Source organism: Streptomyces kryoterrae (assembly GCF_054072135.1).
Genome location: NZ_CM133358.1, coordinates 8,371,739 through 8,389,753 on the forward strand (window position 1 = coordinate 8,371,739; position 18,015 = coordinate 8,389,753).

At 70.2% G+C, this 18,015-nt stretch carries 17 protein-coding genes; 10 read left to right on the forward strand and 7 right to left on the reverse strand.

The window, feature by feature from the left end; all coding sequences use genetic code 11:
• Positions 1 to 102 precede the first annotated feature (102 nt).
• From argC to ACW4TU_RS37205, 5 genes are read left to right on the forward strand one after another with little or no spacing between them, the layout of a single operon-like run.
• Positions 103 to 1,131 carry an N-acetyl-gamma-glutamyl-phosphate reductase gene (gene argC, locus ACW4TU_RS37185; protein ID WP_457420620.1) on the forward strand — a complete coding sequence of 343 codons (1,029 nt, stop codon included), beginning with the start codon at positions 103 to 105 and terminating at the stop codon, positions 1,129 to 1,131.
• Complete coding sequence (gene argJ / locus ACW4TU_RS37190; protein ID WP_457420622.1) at positions 1,128 to 2,279, forward strand: bifunctional glutamate N-acetyltransferase/amino-acid acetyltransferase ArgJ; 1,152 nt, start codon at positions 1,128 to 1,130, stop codon at positions 2,277 to 2,279. Before argC ends, argJ begins: the two co-directional genes overlap by 4 nt.
• Complete coding sequence (gene argB / locus ACW4TU_RS37195) at positions 2,276 to 3,187, forward strand: acetylglutamate kinase (RefSeq protein ID WP_457420624.1); 912 nt, start codon at positions 2,276 to 2,278, stop codon at positions 3,185 to 3,187. The genes argJ and argB overlap by 4 nt, the downstream gene beginning before the upstream one ends.
• Positions 3,184 to 4,413, forward strand: a complete 1,230-nt coding sequence (locus ACW4TU_RS37200) for an acetylornithine transaminase (protein ID WP_457420626.1) — start codon at positions 3,184 to 3,186, stop codon at positions 4,411 to 4,413. Before argB ends, ACW4TU_RS37200 begins: the two co-directional genes overlap by 4 nt.
• A 21-nt stretch (positions 4,414 to 4,434) precedes the next feature.
• Entirely contained in the window at positions 4,435 to 4,971 is a 537-nt protein-coding gene (locus tag ACW4TU_RS37205; protein ID WP_457420628.1) for an arginine repressor, read from the forward strand.
• 27 nt (positions 4,972 to 4,998) lie between these two features.
• On the opposite strand, the gene ACW4TU_RS37210 is transcribed toward ACW4TU_RS37205, so the two are convergent.
• From ACW4TU_RS37210 to ACW4TU_RS37235, 6 genes are all read right to left on the reverse strand, one after another.
• Entirely contained in the window at positions 4,999 to 5,736 is a 738-nt protein-coding gene (locus ACW4TU_RS37210; RefSeq protein WP_457420630.1) for an FAD:protein FMN transferase, read from the reverse strand.
• A 43-nt stretch (positions 5,737 to 5,779) separates the two neighbouring features.
• On the reverse strand, positions 5,780 to 6,949 hold the full coding sequence (locus ACW4TU_RS37215) for an FMN-binding protein (RefSeq protein ID WP_457420632.1): 1,170 nt from the start codon (positions 6,947 to 6,949) through the stop codon (positions 5,780 to 5,782).
• A gap of 19 nt (positions 6,950 to 6,968) precedes the next feature.
• The gene (locus tag ACW4TU_RS37220; RefSeq protein WP_457420634.1) at positions 6,969 to 8,351 is read right to left on the reverse strand and encodes a ferredoxin reductase family protein; all 1,383 of its coding nucleotides are present in this window, start codon (positions 8,349 to 8,351) and stop codon (positions 6,969 to 6,971) included.
• A 162-nt stretch (positions 8,352 to 8,513) separates the two neighbouring features.
• Positions 8,514 to 9,218 carry a L,D-transpeptidase family protein gene (locus ACW4TU_RS37225; RefSeq protein WP_457420636.1) on the reverse strand — a complete coding sequence of 235 codons (705 nt, stop codon included), beginning with the start codon at positions 9,216 to 9,218 and terminating at the stop codon, positions 8,514 to 8,516.
• Between the two features lie 3 nt (positions 9,219 to 9,221).
• The gene (locus ACW4TU_RS37230; protein WP_457420638.1) at positions 9,222 to 9,809 is read right to left on the reverse strand and encodes a pyridoxamine 5'-phosphate oxidase family protein; all 588 of its coding nucleotides are present in this window, start codon (positions 9,807 to 9,809) and stop codon (positions 9,222 to 9,224) included.
• 160 nt (positions 9,810 to 9,969) lie between these two features.
• Entirely contained in the window at positions 9,970 to 10,839 is an 870-nt protein-coding gene (locus ACW4TU_RS37235; protein ID WP_457420640.1) for a hypothetical protein, read from the reverse strand.
• Between the two features lie 208 nt (positions 10,840 to 11,047).
• Between ACW4TU_RS37235 and ACW4TU_RS37240 the strand changes: the two genes are divergently transcribed.
• The 5 genes from ACW4TU_RS37240 (at position 11,048) to ACW4TU_RS37260 (ending at position 17,168) form a co-directional block, all read left to right on the forward strand.
• Positions 11,048 to 12,241 (forward strand): argininosuccinate synthase, encoded by a 1,194-nt coding sequence (locus tag ACW4TU_RS37240; RefSeq protein WP_405815061.1) that lies wholly within the window; start codon positions 11,048 to 11,050, stop codon positions 12,239 to 12,241.
• An 87-nt stretch (positions 12,242 to 12,328) separates the two neighbouring features.
• Positions 12,329 to 13,762, forward strand: coding sequence for an argininosuccinate lyase (gene argH / locus ACW4TU_RS37245; protein ID WP_457420642.1), 1,434 nt, complete (start codon positions 12,329 to 12,331; stop codon positions 13,760 to 13,762).
• Positions 13,763 to 14,035: 273 nt separating this feature from the next.
• Positions 14,036 to 15,007, forward strand: coding sequence for an aldo/keto reductase (locus tag ACW4TU_RS37250; protein WP_457420644.1), 972 nt, complete (start codon positions 14,036 to 14,038; stop codon positions 15,005 to 15,007).
• An 80-nt stretch (positions 15,008 to 15,087) separates the two neighbouring features.
• On the forward strand, positions 15,088 to 15,639 hold the full coding sequence (locus tag ACW4TU_RS37255) for a TetR/AcrR family transcriptional regulator (protein WP_457420646.1): 552 nt from the start codon (positions 15,088 to 15,090) through the stop codon (positions 15,637 to 15,639).
• The gene (locus tag ACW4TU_RS37260) at positions 15,636 to 17,168 is read left to right on the forward strand and encodes an MFS transporter (RefSeq protein ID WP_457420648.1); all 1,533 of its coding nucleotides are present in this window, start codon (positions 15,636 to 15,638) and stop codon (positions 17,166 to 17,168) included. Before ACW4TU_RS37255 ends, ACW4TU_RS37260 begins: the two co-directional genes overlap by 4 nt.
• Positions 17,169 to 17,296: 128 nt before the next feature.
• On the opposite strand, the gene ACW4TU_RS37265 is transcribed toward ACW4TU_RS37260, so the two are convergent.
• Positions 17,297 to 17,986, reverse strand: coding sequence for a lysophospholipid acyltransferase family protein (locus ACW4TU_RS37265; protein ID WP_457420650.1), 690 nt, complete (start codon positions 17,984 to 17,986; stop codon positions 17,297 to 17,299).
• Between the last annotated feature and the right edge of the window lie 29 nt (positions 17,987 to 18,015).

Below are 18,015 nucleotides of genomic sequence, written 5' to 3' on the forward strand. Positions count from 1 at the left end.
CCGATCGAATCAGCCACGTCCGCTCTGCGCCGCATACTGATCCACCATATTGCATAAACGTGCAGCGAAACGTATAGTCATGCCATCGAGGAGGAGGGTTCCATGGCGGTACGTGTGGCGGTGGCCGGAGCGAGTGGGTACGCGGGCGGGGAACTCCTGCGCCTGCTGCTCGTCCACCCCGAGGTCGAGATCGGCGCCCTGACCGGCAACTCCAACGCCGGACAGCGGCTCGGCGCCCTGCAGCCGCATCTGCTGCCCCTGGCCGGCCGTGTGCTCCAGGAGACCACCCCCGATGTGCTCGCCGGGCACGATGTCGTCTTCCTCGCGCTGCCGCACGGGCAGTCCGCCGCCGTCGCCGAGCAGCTCGGCCCTGATGTGCTTGTCGTCGACATGGGCGCCGACTTCCGGCTCCACGACGCGGCCGACTGGGAGAGGTTCTACGGCTCCGCGCATGCCGGGACCTGGCCCTACGGCCTCCCCGAACTGCCGGGTGCCCGCGCCGCGCTGGAGGGGTCCAAGCGTGTCGCGGTGCCCGGTTGCTATCCGACCGCCGTCTCGCTCGCCCTCTTCCCGGCGTACGCCGCCGGCCTCGCCGAGACCGAGGCCGTGATCGTCGCCGCCTCCGGGACCTCCGGCGCCGGCAAGGCGGCCAAGACACACCTGCTGGGCAGCGAGGTCATGGGGTCCATGTCGCCGTACGGCGTCGGCGGCGGCCACCGGCACACGCCCGAGATCGTCCAGAACCTCAGCGGCGCCGCGGGCGCGCCCGTCGCCGTCTCCTTCACGCCCACCCTCGCCCCGATGTCCCGCGGCATCCTCGCCACCTGCACCGCCGCCGCCCGGCCCGGCGTCACCGCCGAGTCCGTGCGCGCCGCCTACGAGAAGGCGTTCGCCGACGAGCCGTTCGTGCACCTCCTCCCGGAGGGGCAGTGGCCCGCCACGGCGTCCGTCTACGGTTCCAACGCCGTTCAGGTGCAGGTCGCGTACGACGAGTCCGTGCGCCGCATCATCGCGATCAGCGCCATCGACAACCTGACCAAGGGCACCGCGGGCGGTGCCGTCCAGAGCATGAACATCGCCCTCGGGCTCGACGAGACCACCGGGCTTTCCACGATCGGAGTCGCACCGTGAGTGTCACGGCAGCACAGGGGTTCACGGCGGCCGGGATCGCCGCCGGGATCAAGGAGAACGGCAACCCGGACCTGGCCCTCGTGGTCAACAACGGGCCCCGCCTCGCCGCCGCCGGCGTCTTCACCTCCAACCGCGTCAAGGCCGCACCGGTGCTGTGGTCCGAGCAGGTACTGAAGGGCGGCATCGTCTCCGCCGTCGTCCTCAACTCCGGTGGCGCCAACGCCTGTACGGGTCCGAAGGGCTTCCAGGACACCCACGCCACCGCCGAGAAGGTCGCGGACACCCTCGGCCTGAACGCCGGCGAGGTCGCGGTCGCCTCCACCGGACTCATCGGGCTGCTCCTGCCGATGGACAAGCTGCTGGCGGGAGTCGAGACCGTAGCCGGTCAACTCTCCGCGCACGGTGGGGAGAAGGCCGCCATCGCCATCAAGACCACCGACAGCGTCCACAAGACGGCCGTCGTCAGCAAGAGCGGCTGGACCGTGGGAGGCATGGCCAAGGGCGCGGGCATGCTCGCCCCCGGCCTCGCCACCATGCTCGTCGTCCTGACGACGGACGCGGACGTCGACAGCGAGCACCTGGACAGCGCGCTCCGCGCCGCCACCCGCACCACCTTCGACCGGGTCGACTCCGACGGCTGCATGTCCACCAACGACACCGTCCTGCTGCTCGCCTCCGGAGCATCCCAGGTCACCCCGGAGCAGGCCGAGTTCGCGGAGGCCGTACGGGCCGTCTGCGACGACCTCGGGCAGCAGCTCATCCGGGACGCCGAGGGCGCCAGCAAGGACATCAAGGTCGAGGTCGTGGGCGCGGCCAGCGAGGACGACGCCGTCGAGGTGGGGCGCTCCATCGCCCGCAACAACCTCCTCAAGTGCGCCATCCACGGCGAGGACCCCAACTGGGGCCGCGTCCTCTCCGCCATCGGCACGACCCAGGCAGCCTTCGAGCCCGACCGGTTGAACGTCGCCATCAACGGCGTCTGGGTCTGCAAGAACGGCGGCGTCGGCGAGGACCGCGACAAGGTCGACATGCGCTACCGGGAGGTCCACATCGTCGCCGACCTCGCCGCCGGCACCGAGACCGCCACCATCTGGACCAACGACCTCACCGCGGACTACGTCCACGAGAACAGCGCGTACTCGTCATGAGCACCACGCGCAAGCACACCGCCCTGCCCAAGGCCAGGATCCTCATCGAAGCGCTCCCCTGGCTGACCCGCCACAACGGCAAGGTCGTCGTCATCAAGTTCGGCGGAAACGCCATGGTGAACGAGGAGTTGAAGGACGCCTTCGCCCAGGACGTCGTCTTCCTGCGCCAGGCCGGCCTCAAGCCGGTCGTCGTGCACGGCGGCGGCCCCCAGATCAGCGCCGCCCTCGACAGACACGGCATCGTCAGTGAGTTCAAGGCGGGCCTCAGGGTCACCACCGAGGACGCCATGGACGTCGTACGCATGGTGCTGGCCGGGCAGGTCCAGCGGGAGCTGGTCGGGCTGCTCAACCAACACGGGCCGCTCGCCGTCGGGTTGACCGGCGAGGACGCGCACACCATCACCGCCACCAAGCACCGGCCCGAGATCGACGGGGAGTTGGTCGACATCGGGCGGGTGGGCGAGATCACCGCGATCGACACGGGCGCGATCGAGGCACTGCTCGCCGACGGCCGTATCCCGGTCGTCTCGTCGATCGCCCGTAGCCAGGACGACGGACATGTCTACAACGTCAATGCTGATACGGCGGCTGCGGCACTCGCTGCGGCACTGGGCGCCGAAACCCTCATGGTCCTCACGGACGTCGAGGGCCTCTACGAGGACTGGCCCAACTCCGACGAGGTGATCAGCCGCCTCACCGCTTCCCAACTGGAGAAGCTGCTCCCGGAGTTGAGCTCAGGCATGGTGCCGAAGATGGAGGGATGTCTGCACGCCGTACGCAACGGCGTGAACACCGCCCGTGTCATCGACGGCCGGGTCCAGCACTCGATCCTGCTGGAGATCTTCACCGACGAGGGCATCGGCACGATGGTCGTGCCCGATGCGGAGGACGAAGGGGACGTCGCATGAACGCCGGCCAGGAGCTGGACGCCAGTCAGGAACCGAGCGCCAATCAGGAACTGACGACGCGCTGGCAGGGCGCGCTCATGAACAACTACGGCACCCCCCGGCTGCCCCTCGTCCGCGGCGCGGGCAGCACGGTGTGGGACGCCGACGGCAAGGCGTACACCGACTTCGTGGGCGGCATCGCCGTGAACGCGCTCGGCCACGCCCACCCGGCGATCGTCGAGGCCGTCTCCACCCAAATCGCCTCCCTCGGCCATGTCTCCAACCTCTTCGTCGCCGAACCGCCCGTCGCGCTCGCCGAACGGCTGCTCCAGCGCTTCGGCCGGGACGGCAAGGTGTTCTTCTGCAACTCGGGCGCCGAGGCCAACGAGGGCACCTTCAAGATCGGCCGGCTGACCGGACGCGGCCACATGGTGTCCACCGAAGGCGGCTTCCACGGGCGGACCATGGGCGCCCTCGCGCTCACCGGCCAGCCCGGCAAGCGGGAGCCCTTCGTGCCGCTGCCCGGTGACGTCACCCACGTCCCGTACGGCGACGCACAGGCGCTGGCCGCCGCCGTCACCGACGAGACCGCCCTCGTGATCATCGAGCCGGTCCAGGGCGAGAACGGCGTCGTGGTCCCCCCCGCCGGCTATCTGAAGGCCGCCCGAGCGATCACCGCCGCGACCGGCGCCCTGCTCGTCCTCGACGAGGTGCAGACCGGCGTCGGCCGTACCGGGCACTGGTTCGAGTACCAGGCCCACGAGGGCGTCCTGCCCGACGTCGTCACCCTCGCGAAGGGCCTCGGCGGCGGACTGCCCCTCGGCGCGACCGTCGCCTTCGGCCGCGCCGCCGACCTGCTCCAGCCCGGCCAGCACGGTACGACGTTCGGCGGCAACCCGGTCGCCTGCGCCGCCGGACTCGCCGTACTCGACACCATCGAGAACGAGGGGTTGCTGGAGAACGTCAAGCGGCAGAGCGAGAAGTTGCGGGACGGAATCGAGGGTGCGGGCCACCCGTTGATCGATTATGTCCGGGGCGCGGGACTTCTCCTGGGTATCGTGCTCAACGAGCCCCTCGCGCCCCAGGTGCAGCAGGCGGCTCAGGACGCCGGGTTCCTGGTGAACGCGCCCGCTCCCGATGTCGTACGGCTGATGCCGCCGCTGAACATCGGTGACGCCGAAGTGGACGCGTTCCTCCAGGCGCTTCCCGGAGTTCTCGACGCGGTTGCCGTTGACGGGAAGGACTAGCCGGGGAATGAGACGACGACGATGACGCAGGCGCAGGAACACGAGCACGCGGGGCCTGCCGTACCGCAGACCCGCACCGCACGCCACCGCCGGATCGTGGACATCCTCAACCGGCAACCGGTGCGGTCGCAGAGTCAGTTGGCGAAGCTGCTCGCGGACGACGGGCTGACCGTCACGCAGGCGACGCTGTCCAGGGACCTGGACGAACTGAACGCGGTGAAGATCCGTAACAACGACGGCGATCTCATCTACGCGGTGCCGAGCGAGGGCGGGTTCCGTACGCCTCGCGCTCCGCTGGGGGAGTCGGCGAAGGAGGAGCGGATGCGGCGGCTGTCCGCGGAGTTGCTGATCTCCGCGGAGGCCTCTGCGAATCTCGTGGTCCTGCGGACCCCTCCGGGGGCTGCGCAGTTCCTGGCGTCGGCGATCGATCAGGCCGAACTGCACGACATTCTGGGCACGATCGCCGGGGACGACACGTTGATGCTGATCAGTCGGGATCCTGTGGGGGGACAGGCGCTGGCCGATCATTTGCTGGCGTTGGCCCAGAAGAACCACTGAGGGGCCGACGCCCCTGGGGAGGAACCCTCACCCCAGTCGTCTGGCCAGCCCTCCTGTGCACCTGACCTCGTCGCCCGCCGTGATCAGCAGTGCCTCTACATCCGGCAGCGACTCCAGCCAGCCCAGCGCCTGCCTCGACCCCATCGCGAACGCCGCCGTCGCCCAGGCGTCCGCCCAGGTCAGTTTCGGGGCTACGACCGTCACCGCCACCAGGTCCGTCACCGCGGACCTGCCGGTGCGGGGGTCGACGATGTGGGTGCCGCGTTCCGCTGTGCCGGAGGTGGCCACCGCCAGTTCGTCGGCACCCGCCGCCGAGACCACCGCCGCCAGGCCGCCCGGGCGGAGCGGGTCCGACACGCCTACCCGCCAAGGGCGTTGGGGGCCCGGCGCACCGCACAACTGGACGTCCCCGCCGCCGTTGACGCTGACCCCGCTCACGCCGGCCGCGGTCAGCGTGCTGGCCGCGCGTTCCGCCGCCCAGCCCTTGACCAGGCCGGTCGGGTCGATCTGCCCCTGGTAGGTGTGGCTGAACCACCCGTCGCTGACCCGCTCCGCCTCGGCGCACAGACCGAGTACCTCGGCGACCTCCGGGTCGCAGTCGGCGACGGAGATCTCACCGCGGGCGAGCCGGGAGATCTGGCTGTTCTCGCGATAGGTGCTGAACACCTCGTTGACCTTGTGCAGCCCGGCGACCGCTGCTGCCAGCGCCACCTGGACCGCACGGGGGTCCCCGCCGCGGACGTCAAAAGAGAAGACGGTCCCCATGACCTCCTCCGCATGACGCACCGCGACGGGAGCTTCCGCGGGATCAACCACCGGCCTGGTCCAGGGCCGACTGGAGGGACTCCTTGTAGCCGGCGCTGGTGTAGCTGGCGCCGGACACCGCGTCGATGTCGCCATCGCCCGCTGTCACCGCTTCCAGGTTGAGCTTGGGGATCGCGTCGCCGGAGACCTGGTCGCTGCGGCCTCCCTTGGGCGCCTGTATCGCCGACGCCGAGGTGATCCTGCCCTTGGTGAGCGTGACCCGGACCTGCACCGGGCCGTACTCCGTCTGGACCACGCTGCCGGTGTACGTGCCGCCCCCGTCGGAGGTCGCCCCGCCTGCCGCCGCGCCGCCTGCCGCGGCACCCGAGCCCGCGGCTGACCCCGCTGCCGAACTCGCTGACGGCTTGGCCGAACCCGCGCCCGCAGCCGCTCCCTTGTCCGCTTCCGCGGCGGGAACCTTGTCCAGGGCCGACTGCAGCGACTTCTTGTAGCCCGCGCTGGTGTAGCTGGCGCCCGAGATCGCGTCGATGCTCGCGGTGCCGGCGGCGACCGCTTCCTTGTTGAGCTTGGGGATCGCGTTGCCGGTGATCTGGTCGCTCTGGCCGCCCTTGGGCTGCTGGAGCGCCTCCGCTTTGGTGATCTTGCCGCCGCTCACGGTGATCCGGACCTGGACCGGGCCGTACTGGGTGTCGACCGCGTCACCGGTGACCGTGGCGGCCTTGGCCGCACCGCCGCCACCGGTGGCGCCCGTGCCCGTACCCGCACTGGCCTTGTCCAGGGCGGACTGGAGCGACTTCCCGTAGCCCGCGCTGGTGTAGCTGGCGCCGGAGATCGCGTCGATACTGCCGTCGAGGCCGGCGGTGACCGCCTCCTGGTTGAGCTTGGGGATCGCGTTGCCGGTGATCTGGTCGCTCTGGCCGCCCTTGGGCTGCTGGAGCGCCTCCGCCTTGGTGATCTTGCCGCCGCTCACGGTGACGCGGACCTGGACCGGGCCGTACTGGGTCTGGACGGTGTCGCCGGTGAAGGTGCCGTCCTTGGCGGCCGCGCCGCCCTGGGCCGACTCCTGCGCCGCCGACGTCTGCTGCGGCAGAGCGCCGGCAGCCTGCGCGGACCCTGGGTCCGACGACGGCTTCAGCGTCAGCAGCAGGACGATTCCGGAGACTGTGGCGGCGCTCGCCAGCATGACGCGCCGAAAGGGGTGACTCTTCTTCATCGCTCCTGGCTCCCGTCGCTCACATCTCGAACGACTCGTGGTGGATACGGCGCGCCGGAACACCCGCGCCGCGCAATGCCTCGTACACACCCTGCGCGAAGCCGGGAGGCCCGCACAGGAAGACGTCGTGGTCGTCGATGTCCGGCAGCTTCCGGCGCAGCGACTCGGGCGAGATGTCCGGGCGCTCTCCGTCGGGGCTGTTCACCGCGTACATGAGACGGGCGCCGCGCTCGTTGGCGATGGTCGCCAGCTCGTCCCACAGGGCCAGGTCCTGGGTGCTGTTGGCCCGGTAGAGAAGGGTCAGGTCGCCCGCCGCGCCCGGCAGGGTCTCGAACAGGGCGCGCATCGGCGTGATACCGACGCCGCCGGCCACCAGCAGCACCTTGCCCTGGCTGCGCTTGGCGGCGGTCAGGGCGCCGTACGGGCCCTCGGCCCACACCCGGGTGCCGGGCTCCAGCTCACGCAGGGCCGAGCTGTGGTCGCCGATCGCCTTCACGGTGATGCGCAGCATGTTGGGGCGGGGGGCCGCCGACAGGGAGTACGGATGCGAGCTGAACCGCATACCGGGGGCCAGGAAGCGCCAGCGGAAGAACTGGCCCGACTCCGCGCCCATCCGGTGCAGCTTCCGGCCGCTCATCAGCACGGACACGATGCCCGGGGTCTCCTCGATGACCGCCTCGACCCGCAGCCGGTGACGCATGTTCAGCCGGATCGGCGTGACGATGCGGTACCAGAGGACCAGCGCGGTCACCGAGCCGTAGAGCGCGTACCAGGCGGTCTTCGCGGCCGGTTCCACGACGAACTCGTTGCCCGTGGAGAGCTGGTGCCAGAACGTCAGGAACGTGGCCGCGTACGTCAGCAGGTGCACGTGGTACCAGAGGTCGTACGGGATCATCCGCCGGACCGGGCCGATGGAGCTGAGCCCGATGACCACCAGGAGGCCCGTGCCGATCGCCGCCTTGCCCATGTCGGGCAGCTGGTTCACCGAGTCGACCGTCTGCTGGACGATGTCGCCGAACGTCTTCCCGGCCTGGAGGGCGTACCCGTACATGATCAGGACCACGTGCGCCACGACCAGGCTGAGCGTGTACCGGCCGCTCATCGAGTGCCAGCGCGCCACCCGGTCCGACCCGACCCGGCGCTCCAGCGCGGGCACCCGGGCCATCTGGAGCACCACCAGCGCCATCAGGTAGCCGGCGAGCAGACCGGTGATCCGGCCCGCCGCGATGACCTGCGCGGTGGTGTCGGCGAGGGAGGCCGTGTTGTTCCACCACAGCCAGATCACTCCGGCCGCGCCCGCCGCCACGACGAGCAGCAGCGGGACGGCGGGGGAGCGGCGAGGTCGGATGCGGCGCATCGTCTGGCGCCGCGCGGCACGTCCGCCTTGGATCGTGGTGGTCACGGTTCCTCCGTGGGACGGGGTCTAGTCGAGAGGCTTGGCCCCTTGGCCCTCAGATACGTGCCACGACCGCCGAGTGTTCAGAGACCCGACAAGTCCGACAGTTAAATGCCAGTTAAATGAGGTAACGGCCGGTAACACCCACCGGGCGCCACCCGGTGATGCTCAGTAGCGGACGATGGCCGCCGGTCCGCGCGCCGTACCGATCGCGATGTGCGGCCGACGCGCCGGATCGGCCCACGCCAGGATCGCCCGCATCGCCTCCGCCGGCACCGACACACAGCCGGCCGTCGCCGCCCGCCCGTTGACGTGCAGGAAGATGCCCGCGCCGCGCTTACGCACGGGCTCGGCGTAGTTGAAGGCGATGACGTACGCGTGCGCGTACTGCTGCGGGTATGAGATCAGGTGTTCGGACTCGGTGGCCCGGCAGTCGGCGGGGCGGGGCTCGGTCCAGCGGTTGTAGGAGCGCGAGTCGTTGTCCTCGCACCACCAGGAGTTCTGCAGCACGGGCCGGTACGTGACCTTGGTGCCGGGCGGCGCCTCCTTGATGCCGAAGGCGTACGGCAGGTCGTACAGGCCGGCGGGAGTGGTGTTCGTGCCCTGTCTGCGGTGGTCACCCTGGACGAGCCCGTTCGCACCGAAGCGGGCGGGCGCGGAACCGGCCTTCGTCCATGTCCCGTCGCGCAGGTCCCACCAGGTGAGCGTGCCCGAGGTCGCCTTGGCTCGCGGCGCCTGAGCCGTGATCAGCTGGGAACCGCCGCCGGTGTCGGCCAACAGGGCGGGCAGCGGCGGCGCGGCCGTGGGAGGGGCACCGGGGGCGAGCATGAGAAGGGACGCGGACGCGAGGACGACGGTGGCTCCGGGACGCATGGCTCAGACGGTACTGGGCGGGAGCGGCAACGGCAGCCCCGGGAGTCCGTCCAGGCTCGTCGCGATGTGGTCCTTCTTCTCGAAGTAGGCGCTGAGCGAGGCGTCGTCCTCGCGCGCGAAGCGCCTGCCGTGCAGATCGCGGTCGCTGTCGTACGACATGAGGGGCACCGCGTAGCCGCAGCTGTCCCGGACGCGTTCGGCGTGTACGACGATGATCGCGCGCAGGCCGTGCGCGGTGGCGTCGATGTCCGGGAAGCGGGCGAGGAGTTCGGGGAAGCGCGGGTCGTCACGGAAGACGGGCTCACCCCGGCCGTGCACCCGGACTATGTTCGGCGGGCCCTCGAAGGCACACCACATGAGCGTGATCCGGCTGTTCTCGCGCAGATGCGCGACGGTCTCCGCGGTGCTGCCCGCGAAGTCGAGATACGCCACGGCTCGCTCGTCGAGGACCACGAAGGAGCCTTTGAGGCCCTTGGGGGAGAGGTTGACCGTGCCGTCGCCGGACAGCGGGGCGGTCGCGGTGAAGAAGAGCGGCTGCGCCTCGATGAAACTCCGCAGACGGCCGTCGATGCGCTCGTAGGTCTTTCCCATGACCGTCATTGTCTGGGAAAGTCGTTTGCCTGTCTAAGGGTTTTGGTGACGCGTGCACGCCTGTGGCGGTGGGCTGTAGCGCTGTAGCGCTGTAACGCGGTCCAGGCCCGCGGCCGCCCCGGCCGGCGCTTGCGTCGGGGCGGCCACAGTGCCTGTCACGTCACTTGGTGAACGTGCAGGCGGCCAGCGAGCCCAGGTTGGTCGGCTTGGCGGCGGTGCGGCCGATGGCGATGGCGATGCGGTCGATGGTCGACTCACGCTTGCCGTTGAGCGGGCCGACGATCGCGTTCTGGACGAAGTTCGCACCACCCTGACCCTGGGTGGTCACGAGCCGCGTGTTGGCCTCCGCGATCTGGGTGTTCAGCAGCGCGAGGTTGCGGGTGACCTCGGCCTGCGCCGACGCCGGGATCGCGGGCAGCTGCGAGGCCACGTCCGGGCAGCTGATGGTGCCGACGCCGGTGTTGCCCGCATTGCCGGTGTTCCCCGTGTTACCGGTGTTCCCCGCATTGCCCGCATTGCCGGCGTTGCCGCCCGCCTGCTGGGTCGCCGTCGCGCTCGGCGTGGCGGCAGGCACGACGCCGGCCGCGTTCAGGGTGCAGGGCGCCAGCGCGTCGAGGCCGACCGGCTTGGCGGCGGTGCGGCCGATGGCGGTGGCGATGCGGTTGATGGTCGCCACGCGCTTGTCCTTGAGCGGGCCGACGATCGCGTTCTGGACGAAGTTGGCGCCACCCTGGCCCTGGGTGTCGACGATGCGCTTGTTGGCCTCGGCGATCTGCGTGTCCAGCAGGGCGAGGTTGCGGGTGACCTCGGCCTGCGCCGACGCCGGGATCGCGGGCAGTCTGTTCGCGACCGCCGGGCAGTTCACCGTCGCGACCGCGGCCTTGGTGGTCGCCTGGGTGGTGGTGTTGTTCTTGGACGTTTCCCCGGCAAGGGCGGAGCCGGCGACGATCGCACCGGTCAGAGCCACTGCGGCGGCGCCGCCGATGATGCCCACACGACGCTTGTTGTACTTCGGAAGAGCCCTGGACATGCGGATGCCTCACTCGGGTCAAGGGGTGGCTGTGTGGTTCAACTGCTTTACAGACGCGGCGCCTGCGTCTGGCGTGGAGTACGGGTAAGCGGTTTCGCGTGTTCAAGGACTCGTCAAACATCCGTAAGAAAATTTCCCGAGATTGACGAACCATGCAGAGTGCTGCATACTCATGCATGTCAGCGAATGCACTGTGAGGAGAAAACCCGTGACCGAGCGCGTCGTACTCGCCTACTCAGGCGGTCTGGACACCTCCGTCGCCATCGGCTGGATCGCCGAGGAGACGGGCGCCGAGGTCATCGCGGTCGCGGTCGACGTCGGCCAGGGCGGCGAGGACCTGGACGTCATCCGCAAGCGCGCGCTCGCCTGCGGTGCGGTCGAGGCCGAGGTCGCGGACGCCAGGGACGAGTTCGCCGAGGAGTACTGCCTCCCGGCGATCAAGGCCAACGCCCTCTACATGGACCGCTACCCGCTGGTCTCCGCCCTCTCCCGGCCGACGATCGTCAAGCACCTCGTCGCCGCCGCCCAGAAGCACGGCGCCACCACGGTCGCCCACGGCTGCACGGGCAAGGGCAACGACCAGGTGCGGTTCGAGGCCGGCATCGTGGCCCTCGCTCCCGACCTCAAGTGCATCGCCCCGGTCCGTGACTACGCGATGACCCGCGACAAGGCGATCGCCTTCTGCGAGGAGAAGCAGCTCCCGATCGCCACCACCAAGAAGTCCCCGTACTCCATCGACCAGAACGTCTTCGGGCGCGCGGTCGAGACGGGCTTCCTGGAGGACATCTGGAACGCCCCGATCGAGGACATCTACGAGTACACCTCGAACCCGGCCACCCCGCGCGAGGCCGACGAGGTGATCGTCTCCTTCAAGGAGGGCGTCCCGGTCGCCATCGACGGCAAGCCGGTCTCCGTCCTCCAGGCGATCCAGCAGCTGAACGAGCGGGCCGGCGCCCAGGGCATCGGCCGGATCGACATGGTCGAGGACCGTCTCGTCGGCATCAAGTCCCGTGAGGTGTACGAGGCTCCGGGTGCGATCGCCCTGATCACGGCCCACCAGGAGCTGGAGAACGTCACGGTCGAGCGTGAACTCGCCCGCTACAAGCGCCAGGTCGAGCAGCGCTGGGGCGAGCTGGTCTACGACGGCCAGTGGTTCTCCCCGCTCAAGCGCGCCCTGGACGGCTTCATCAACGAGGCCAACCAGCACGTCAACGGCGACGTCCGGATGACCCTGCACGGGGGTCGCGCGGTCGTCACGGGCCGGCGCTCCGAGACCTCGCTGTACGACTTCAACCTGGCCACGTACGACACGGGCGACACCTTCGACCAGGCCGCGGCCAAGGGCTTCATCGACATCTACAGCCTGTCGTCGAAGATCGCGGCCAAGCGCGACCAGGCGTAACCGATACCGTTGCCACCGCCTCCCCTCCCGTGTACGGGAGGGGAGGCGGTGCCACATCAACCCCCTGCCTTTCGAGGAGCAACGCAAGTGAGCAGCAACAGCGGTGACGTACGGCTCTGGGGCGGCCGTTTCGCCGACGGTCCCGCCGAGGCCCTGGCCAAGCTGTCCGCGTCCGTCCACTTCGACTGGCGGCTCGCGCCCTACGACATCGCCGGATCGCGTGCCCACGCGCGCGTGCTGCACAAGGCGGGCCTGCTCACCCAGGACGAGCTGACGCGCATGCTGGCCGGTCTCGACCAGCTCGAAGCGACCCTCGCCGACGGCACCCTCGTCCCCACGACGGCCGACGAGGACATCCACACGGCCCTGGAACGCGGCCTGTTGGAGATCCTCGGCCCCGACCTCGGCGGCAAGCTCCGCGCCGGCCGCTCACGCAACGACCAGGTAGCCACGCTCTTCCGCATGTACCTGAGGGACCACGCCAGGACGATCGGCGGTCTGATCGCCGACCTCCAGGACGCGCTGATCGGCCTCGCGGAGGCCCACCCGGACGTGGCGATGCCCGGCCGCACCCACCTCCAGCACGCCCAGCCGGTTCTGTTCGCCCACCACGTCCTGGCCCATGTCCAGCCCTTGTCCCGGGACGCGGAGCGCCTGCGCCAGTGGGACGAACGCACGGCGGTCTCCCCGTACGGCTCGGGCGCGCTCGCGGGCAGCAGCCTCGGTCTGGACCCGGAGTCGGTCGCCAAGGACCTCGGCTTCGAGCACGGCAGCGTGGGCAACTCCATCGACGGCACGGCCTCGCGCGACTTCGTCGCCGAGTTCGCCTTCATCACGGCGATGATCGGGATCAACCTCTCCCGGATCGCCGAGGAGATCATCATCTGGAACACGAAGGAGTTCTCCTTCGTGACCCTGCACGACGCCTTCTCCACCGGCTCGTCGATCATGCCGCAGAAGAAGAACCCGGACATCGCGGAGCTGGCGCGCGGCAAGAGCGGCCGTCTGATCGGCAACCTGACGGGCCTCCTGACCACCCTCAAGGCCCTGCCCCTCGCCTACAACCGCGACCTCCAGGAGGACAAGGAGCCGGTGTTCGACTCCTGCGACCAGCTGGAGGTCCTGCTCCCCGCCTTCACCGGCATGATGGCCACGCTGACCGTCCACCGCGAGCGCATGGAGGAACTGGCCCCGGCCGGCTTCTCCCTCGCCACCGACATCGCCGAGTGGCTGGTCAAGCAGGGCGTCCCCTTCCGGGTCGCCCACGAGGTCGCCGGCGAGTGCGTGAAGGCCGCCGAGGCGGACGGGGTGGAGCTGGACGGTCTCACCGACGACCAGTTCGCGAAGATCAGCGCCCACCTCACCCCCGAGGTCCGCACGGTCCTGAACGTCCACGGCGCCCTGGCCTCCCGCAACGGCCGCGGCGGCACGGCCCCGAGCGCGGTGGCGATCCAACTGGCAGAGGTGAAGGCGGACGTGGCGGCCCAGCACGAATGGGCGACGGCCAAAGACAAGCGGTAAGAGGAGCGCCCCGACAGGGGCGCGGGGCTGTGGCTATCTGCGGCTCCGCCGCGGGGGCGCGAACCACCACGACGCACCCGCACTCGCCGACGCACCTGAGGAACCGGGTTTCGAGGCGCGAGGGGATCGAAGGGCACAGCCCCTGAAGGACGGGACGGGTAGGGGCGGCGGGGGCGAAAACACCACGACGCCCCCACGCGGCAACCCCCGCAAAGGTCATCGCGGGCTACGTTGGTCGGAAACCGTACCGGACCCGACCGAACGGAACCCGCGATGCCCTTCACCCGACTGGCCACAGCGACAACCCCCACCTGCCACCTCGGACTCGGCCTCGCCGCGGTCGCCCGCCCCGGCTACATCAACCTCGGCCGGGACGACGACCTCGGAGACGACCGCAGCGTCGACGCCCTGCGCACCCGCACGCACGAACTCCTCGACGCCGCCTACGCGCAGGGCGTGCGCTACATCGACGTCGCCCGTTCCTACGGCCGCTCGGAGGAATTCCTCGCCGACTGGCTGCACGCGCGCCCCGGCATCGACGACGTCGTCATCGGCAGCAAGTGGGGCTACACCTACACCGCCGACTGGACCACCGACGCCGAGCGGCACGAGGTCAAGGACCACAGCCTCCCGACGTACGAGCGTCAGCGCGCCGAAACCGACCAACTGCTCGGCGCCCGCCTGGACCTCTACCAGATCCACTCGCTCACCCCCGACAGCCCGGCCCTGTCGGACAAGGAACTCCACGCCCGTCTCGCCGAGGCCGCCGCGGAGGGCCTGACCGTGGGCTTCTCCACCAGCGGCCCCGCCCAGGCCGACACCGTTCGCGCCGCCCTCGCCGTCACGGTCGACGGCGAGCCCCTCTTCCGTACCGTCCAGTCGACGTACAACGTCCTGGAGACCTCCGCCGGGCCCGCGCTGGCCGAGGCCCACGACGCCGGACTGACGGTGATCGTCAAGGAGGGCATGGCCAACGGCCGTCTCGCCGCCGGGCAGGCACCGGACGGCGTACGGGCGATCGCCGAGGAGACGGGCCTCGGCGCGGACGCCGTCGCCCTCGCGGTGGTGCTGCGGCAGCCGTGGGCGGGGGTCGTGCTGTCCGGCGCGGCCACGGCGGGCCAGCTCGCCTCGAATCTGCACGCGGCGGTCGTCGACCTCGACGAGGACCACCTGTCACGCCTGGCCACCCTGGTCGAGGAGCCGCGTGTCTACTGGGAGCGGCGCGGGCAGCTGCCCTGGCACTGAGCCCCTTGTCGAGCGGGTAGCTCTGATACGCGCACGCCTTCAATGAGACAACCATGTCTCACATGGTCTACTGTTGTCTCATGGCCGTCGACCGTGAACACGTGCTGCGCAGCGCAGCCGCCCTCCTCACCCGGAAATCCACGTCCACCATGGACGAGGTCGCCAAGGCGGCCGGAATCAGCCGGGCCACGCTGCACCGCCTCTTCGCCGGGCGGGACACGCTCGTACGGGCCCTCGAAGAGCTCGGCATCGAGGAGTGCGAGTCGGCTCTGACGGCCGCGCGACTCGGCGATGGCAACGCCCAGGAGGCGGTGCGCCGCCTGGTGCGGGAGCTCGAACCCGCCGCCGGACTGCTCGCGTTCCTCTACACCGAGAACCAGCTGTTCGAGGGCGAGGAGCAGAACGAGGGCTGGGCCCGGATCGACGCCGCCATCGCCGCCCTGTTCCGGCGCGGCCAGCAGGGCGGCGAGTTCCGTATCGACCTCACCCCGGCATGGCTCACCGAGGCGCTCTACGGGCTCATGGCCTCCGGCGCCTGGGCCGTGAGCGAGGGCCGGGTCGCCGCCAAGGACTTCAACCACATGATCGTCGAGCTGTTGCTCGGCGGCGCGCTACGGAGAGAGGAATCATGACCAGCACCCTGCAGCCGGCCCACGCGACGGAGGAAGGGAAGCGTCCGGGCCGCTGGCTCGCGCTGTCCGTCCTCGTGCTGGCCGTGCTGCTGGTGGCCGTCGACGCGACCGTTCTCGGTCTCGCGACTCCCTACATCAGCGAGGACCTGAAGCCGTCCGGCACCCAGTTGCTGTGGATAGGCGACGTCTACTCGTTCGTCATCGCGGGCCTGCTCGTCTCCATGGGCAGCCTCGGCGACCGCATCGGCCGCAAGCGGCTGCTGCTCATCGGCGCGACCGCGTTCGGCGCGCTGTCGGTGCTCAACGCCTATGCGACGACACCGGAGTTGCTGATCCTGGCGCGGGCGCTGCTCGGTGTCGCGGGCGCGACCCTGATGCCGGCCACGCTCGCCCTGATCCGCAACCTCTTCCACGACCCGCGCGAACGCAGCCTCGCCATCGGCATCTGGGGCGCGACCGCCTCCGCCGGTACCGCGGTCGGCCCGGTCGTCGGCGGCTTCCTGCTCGAACACTTCTGGTGGGGCTCGGTCTTCCTGATCAACCTGCCCGTGATGGTCGTCCTCGTCCTCGTCGGCATCAAGCTGCTGCCCGAGTCGCGCAACCCGGCGCCGGGTCCGTGGGACATGCGAAGCGTCGTCCTGTCGCTCGTCGGCATGATCGGCATCGTGTACGGCATCAAGGAAGCGGCGTCACACGGCTTCTCGTGGCCGGCGCTGGGCGCGGCAGCCCTGGGCGGGGCGGCTCTGTACGGCTTCGTACGCCGTCAACTCACGCTCCCTGTCCCGCTCCTGGACATGCGGCTGTTCCGCGACCGGGGGTTCAGTGGGGCTGTGCTCGCCGACCTGCTGACCATCCTCGGACTGTCCGGGCTGGTGTTCTTCCTCTCGCAGTATCTGCAACTGGTGCAGGGCCGGGGGCCGTTGGAGGCGGGCCTCGCCGAACTGCCCGCGGCGATCGGCGCGGTGGTGGCGGGTCTGCTCGCCGGTGCGGCGGCCCGGCGCTACTCGGTACGGGCCGTGGTCGCGGGCGGCCTCGCGGCCATCGGCCTGGCCCTGGCGGCGCTCACCCTGGTGGACCGGTCGACCGGCTATCCGCTGCTCGGCACCGCGCTGCTGGTCGTGGGCGTGGGCGCGGGCCTCTCGTTCACCGTGACCTCCGACGTCATCCTGGGCAGCGTCCCCAAGGAACAGGCCGGTGCCGCGGCGGCGGTGTCGGAGACGGCATACGAACTGGGCGCCGCCCTCGGCATCGCCCTGCTCGGCTCGATCGTCACCGGTGCCTACCGGAACTTCGACGCCCCGGCGGGCACCCCGCCCGAGGCCCACGAATCACTGGGCGGCGCGGTGGAGACGGCGGCGGGCCTGCCGACGCACACGGCCGAAGCCCTGCTGAACGCGGCCCGCGAGGCGTTCACCGACGGAATCGCCCTGGCGGCGGGCGCGGGCGCGGTGGTCCTCCTGGCAGCGGCGGGCGCGGCCTGGGTACTGCTGAAGGGACAGCGACTGGAAGGCCGGGGCGACCACCCCTGACGGGAGCTGATCGCGCCGGGTGAGCAGGGCGCCCTGTCAGGGGCGCGGGGCTGCATTCAACTGCGGCTCCGCCGCGGGGCGCGACAAGCCACAACGAACCCGCACCCGACGACGACCCCGCACCACCCCTACGCGGCCTTCGCCTTAGTCGCGTACATGTCCACGTACTCCTGCCCGGACAACCGCATGACCTCGGTCATCACCGAGTCGGTCACGGCCCGCAGCACATACCGGTCGCGGTCCATCCCCTCGTACCGGGAGAACTCCATCGCCTCACCGAACCGCACCGTGACCCGCCCCGGCCGGGGCATCCCCGCGCCGCCGGGCTGCAACTTGTCCGTGCCGATCATCGCGAACGGCACGACAGGCGCGCCCGTCATCAGGGTCAGCCGGGCGATGCCGGTGCGGCCCCGGTAGAGGCGGCCGTCGGGGGAGCGCGTGCCCTCGGGATAGATCCCGAACACGCGGCCCTCTTCCAGCACCCGGCGACCGGTCATCAGCGCCGCGACACCGCCGTGGGCCCCGTCCCGGTCCACCGGGATCATGCCGACACCGGTGAAGAACCAGGCCATGAGACGGCCTTTGAGCCCCTTGCCGGTGACGTACTCGTCCTTGCCGATGAACATGGCCTGCCGGTCACAGACCAGCGGGAGGATCATCGAGTCGATGAACGTGAGGTGGTTGCCGGCCAGGATCACCGGACCCTCCCCCGGGATGTGCTCCACGCCCTCCACCCGTGTGCGGAACATCAGGCGCATGATCGGTCCGAGCAGTGCCTTGATGAGCGTGAAGCGGGACAACGGGCCCTCCGGTGTCAAGGGATTCGGTATAAGTCTGTGCAGGTGAG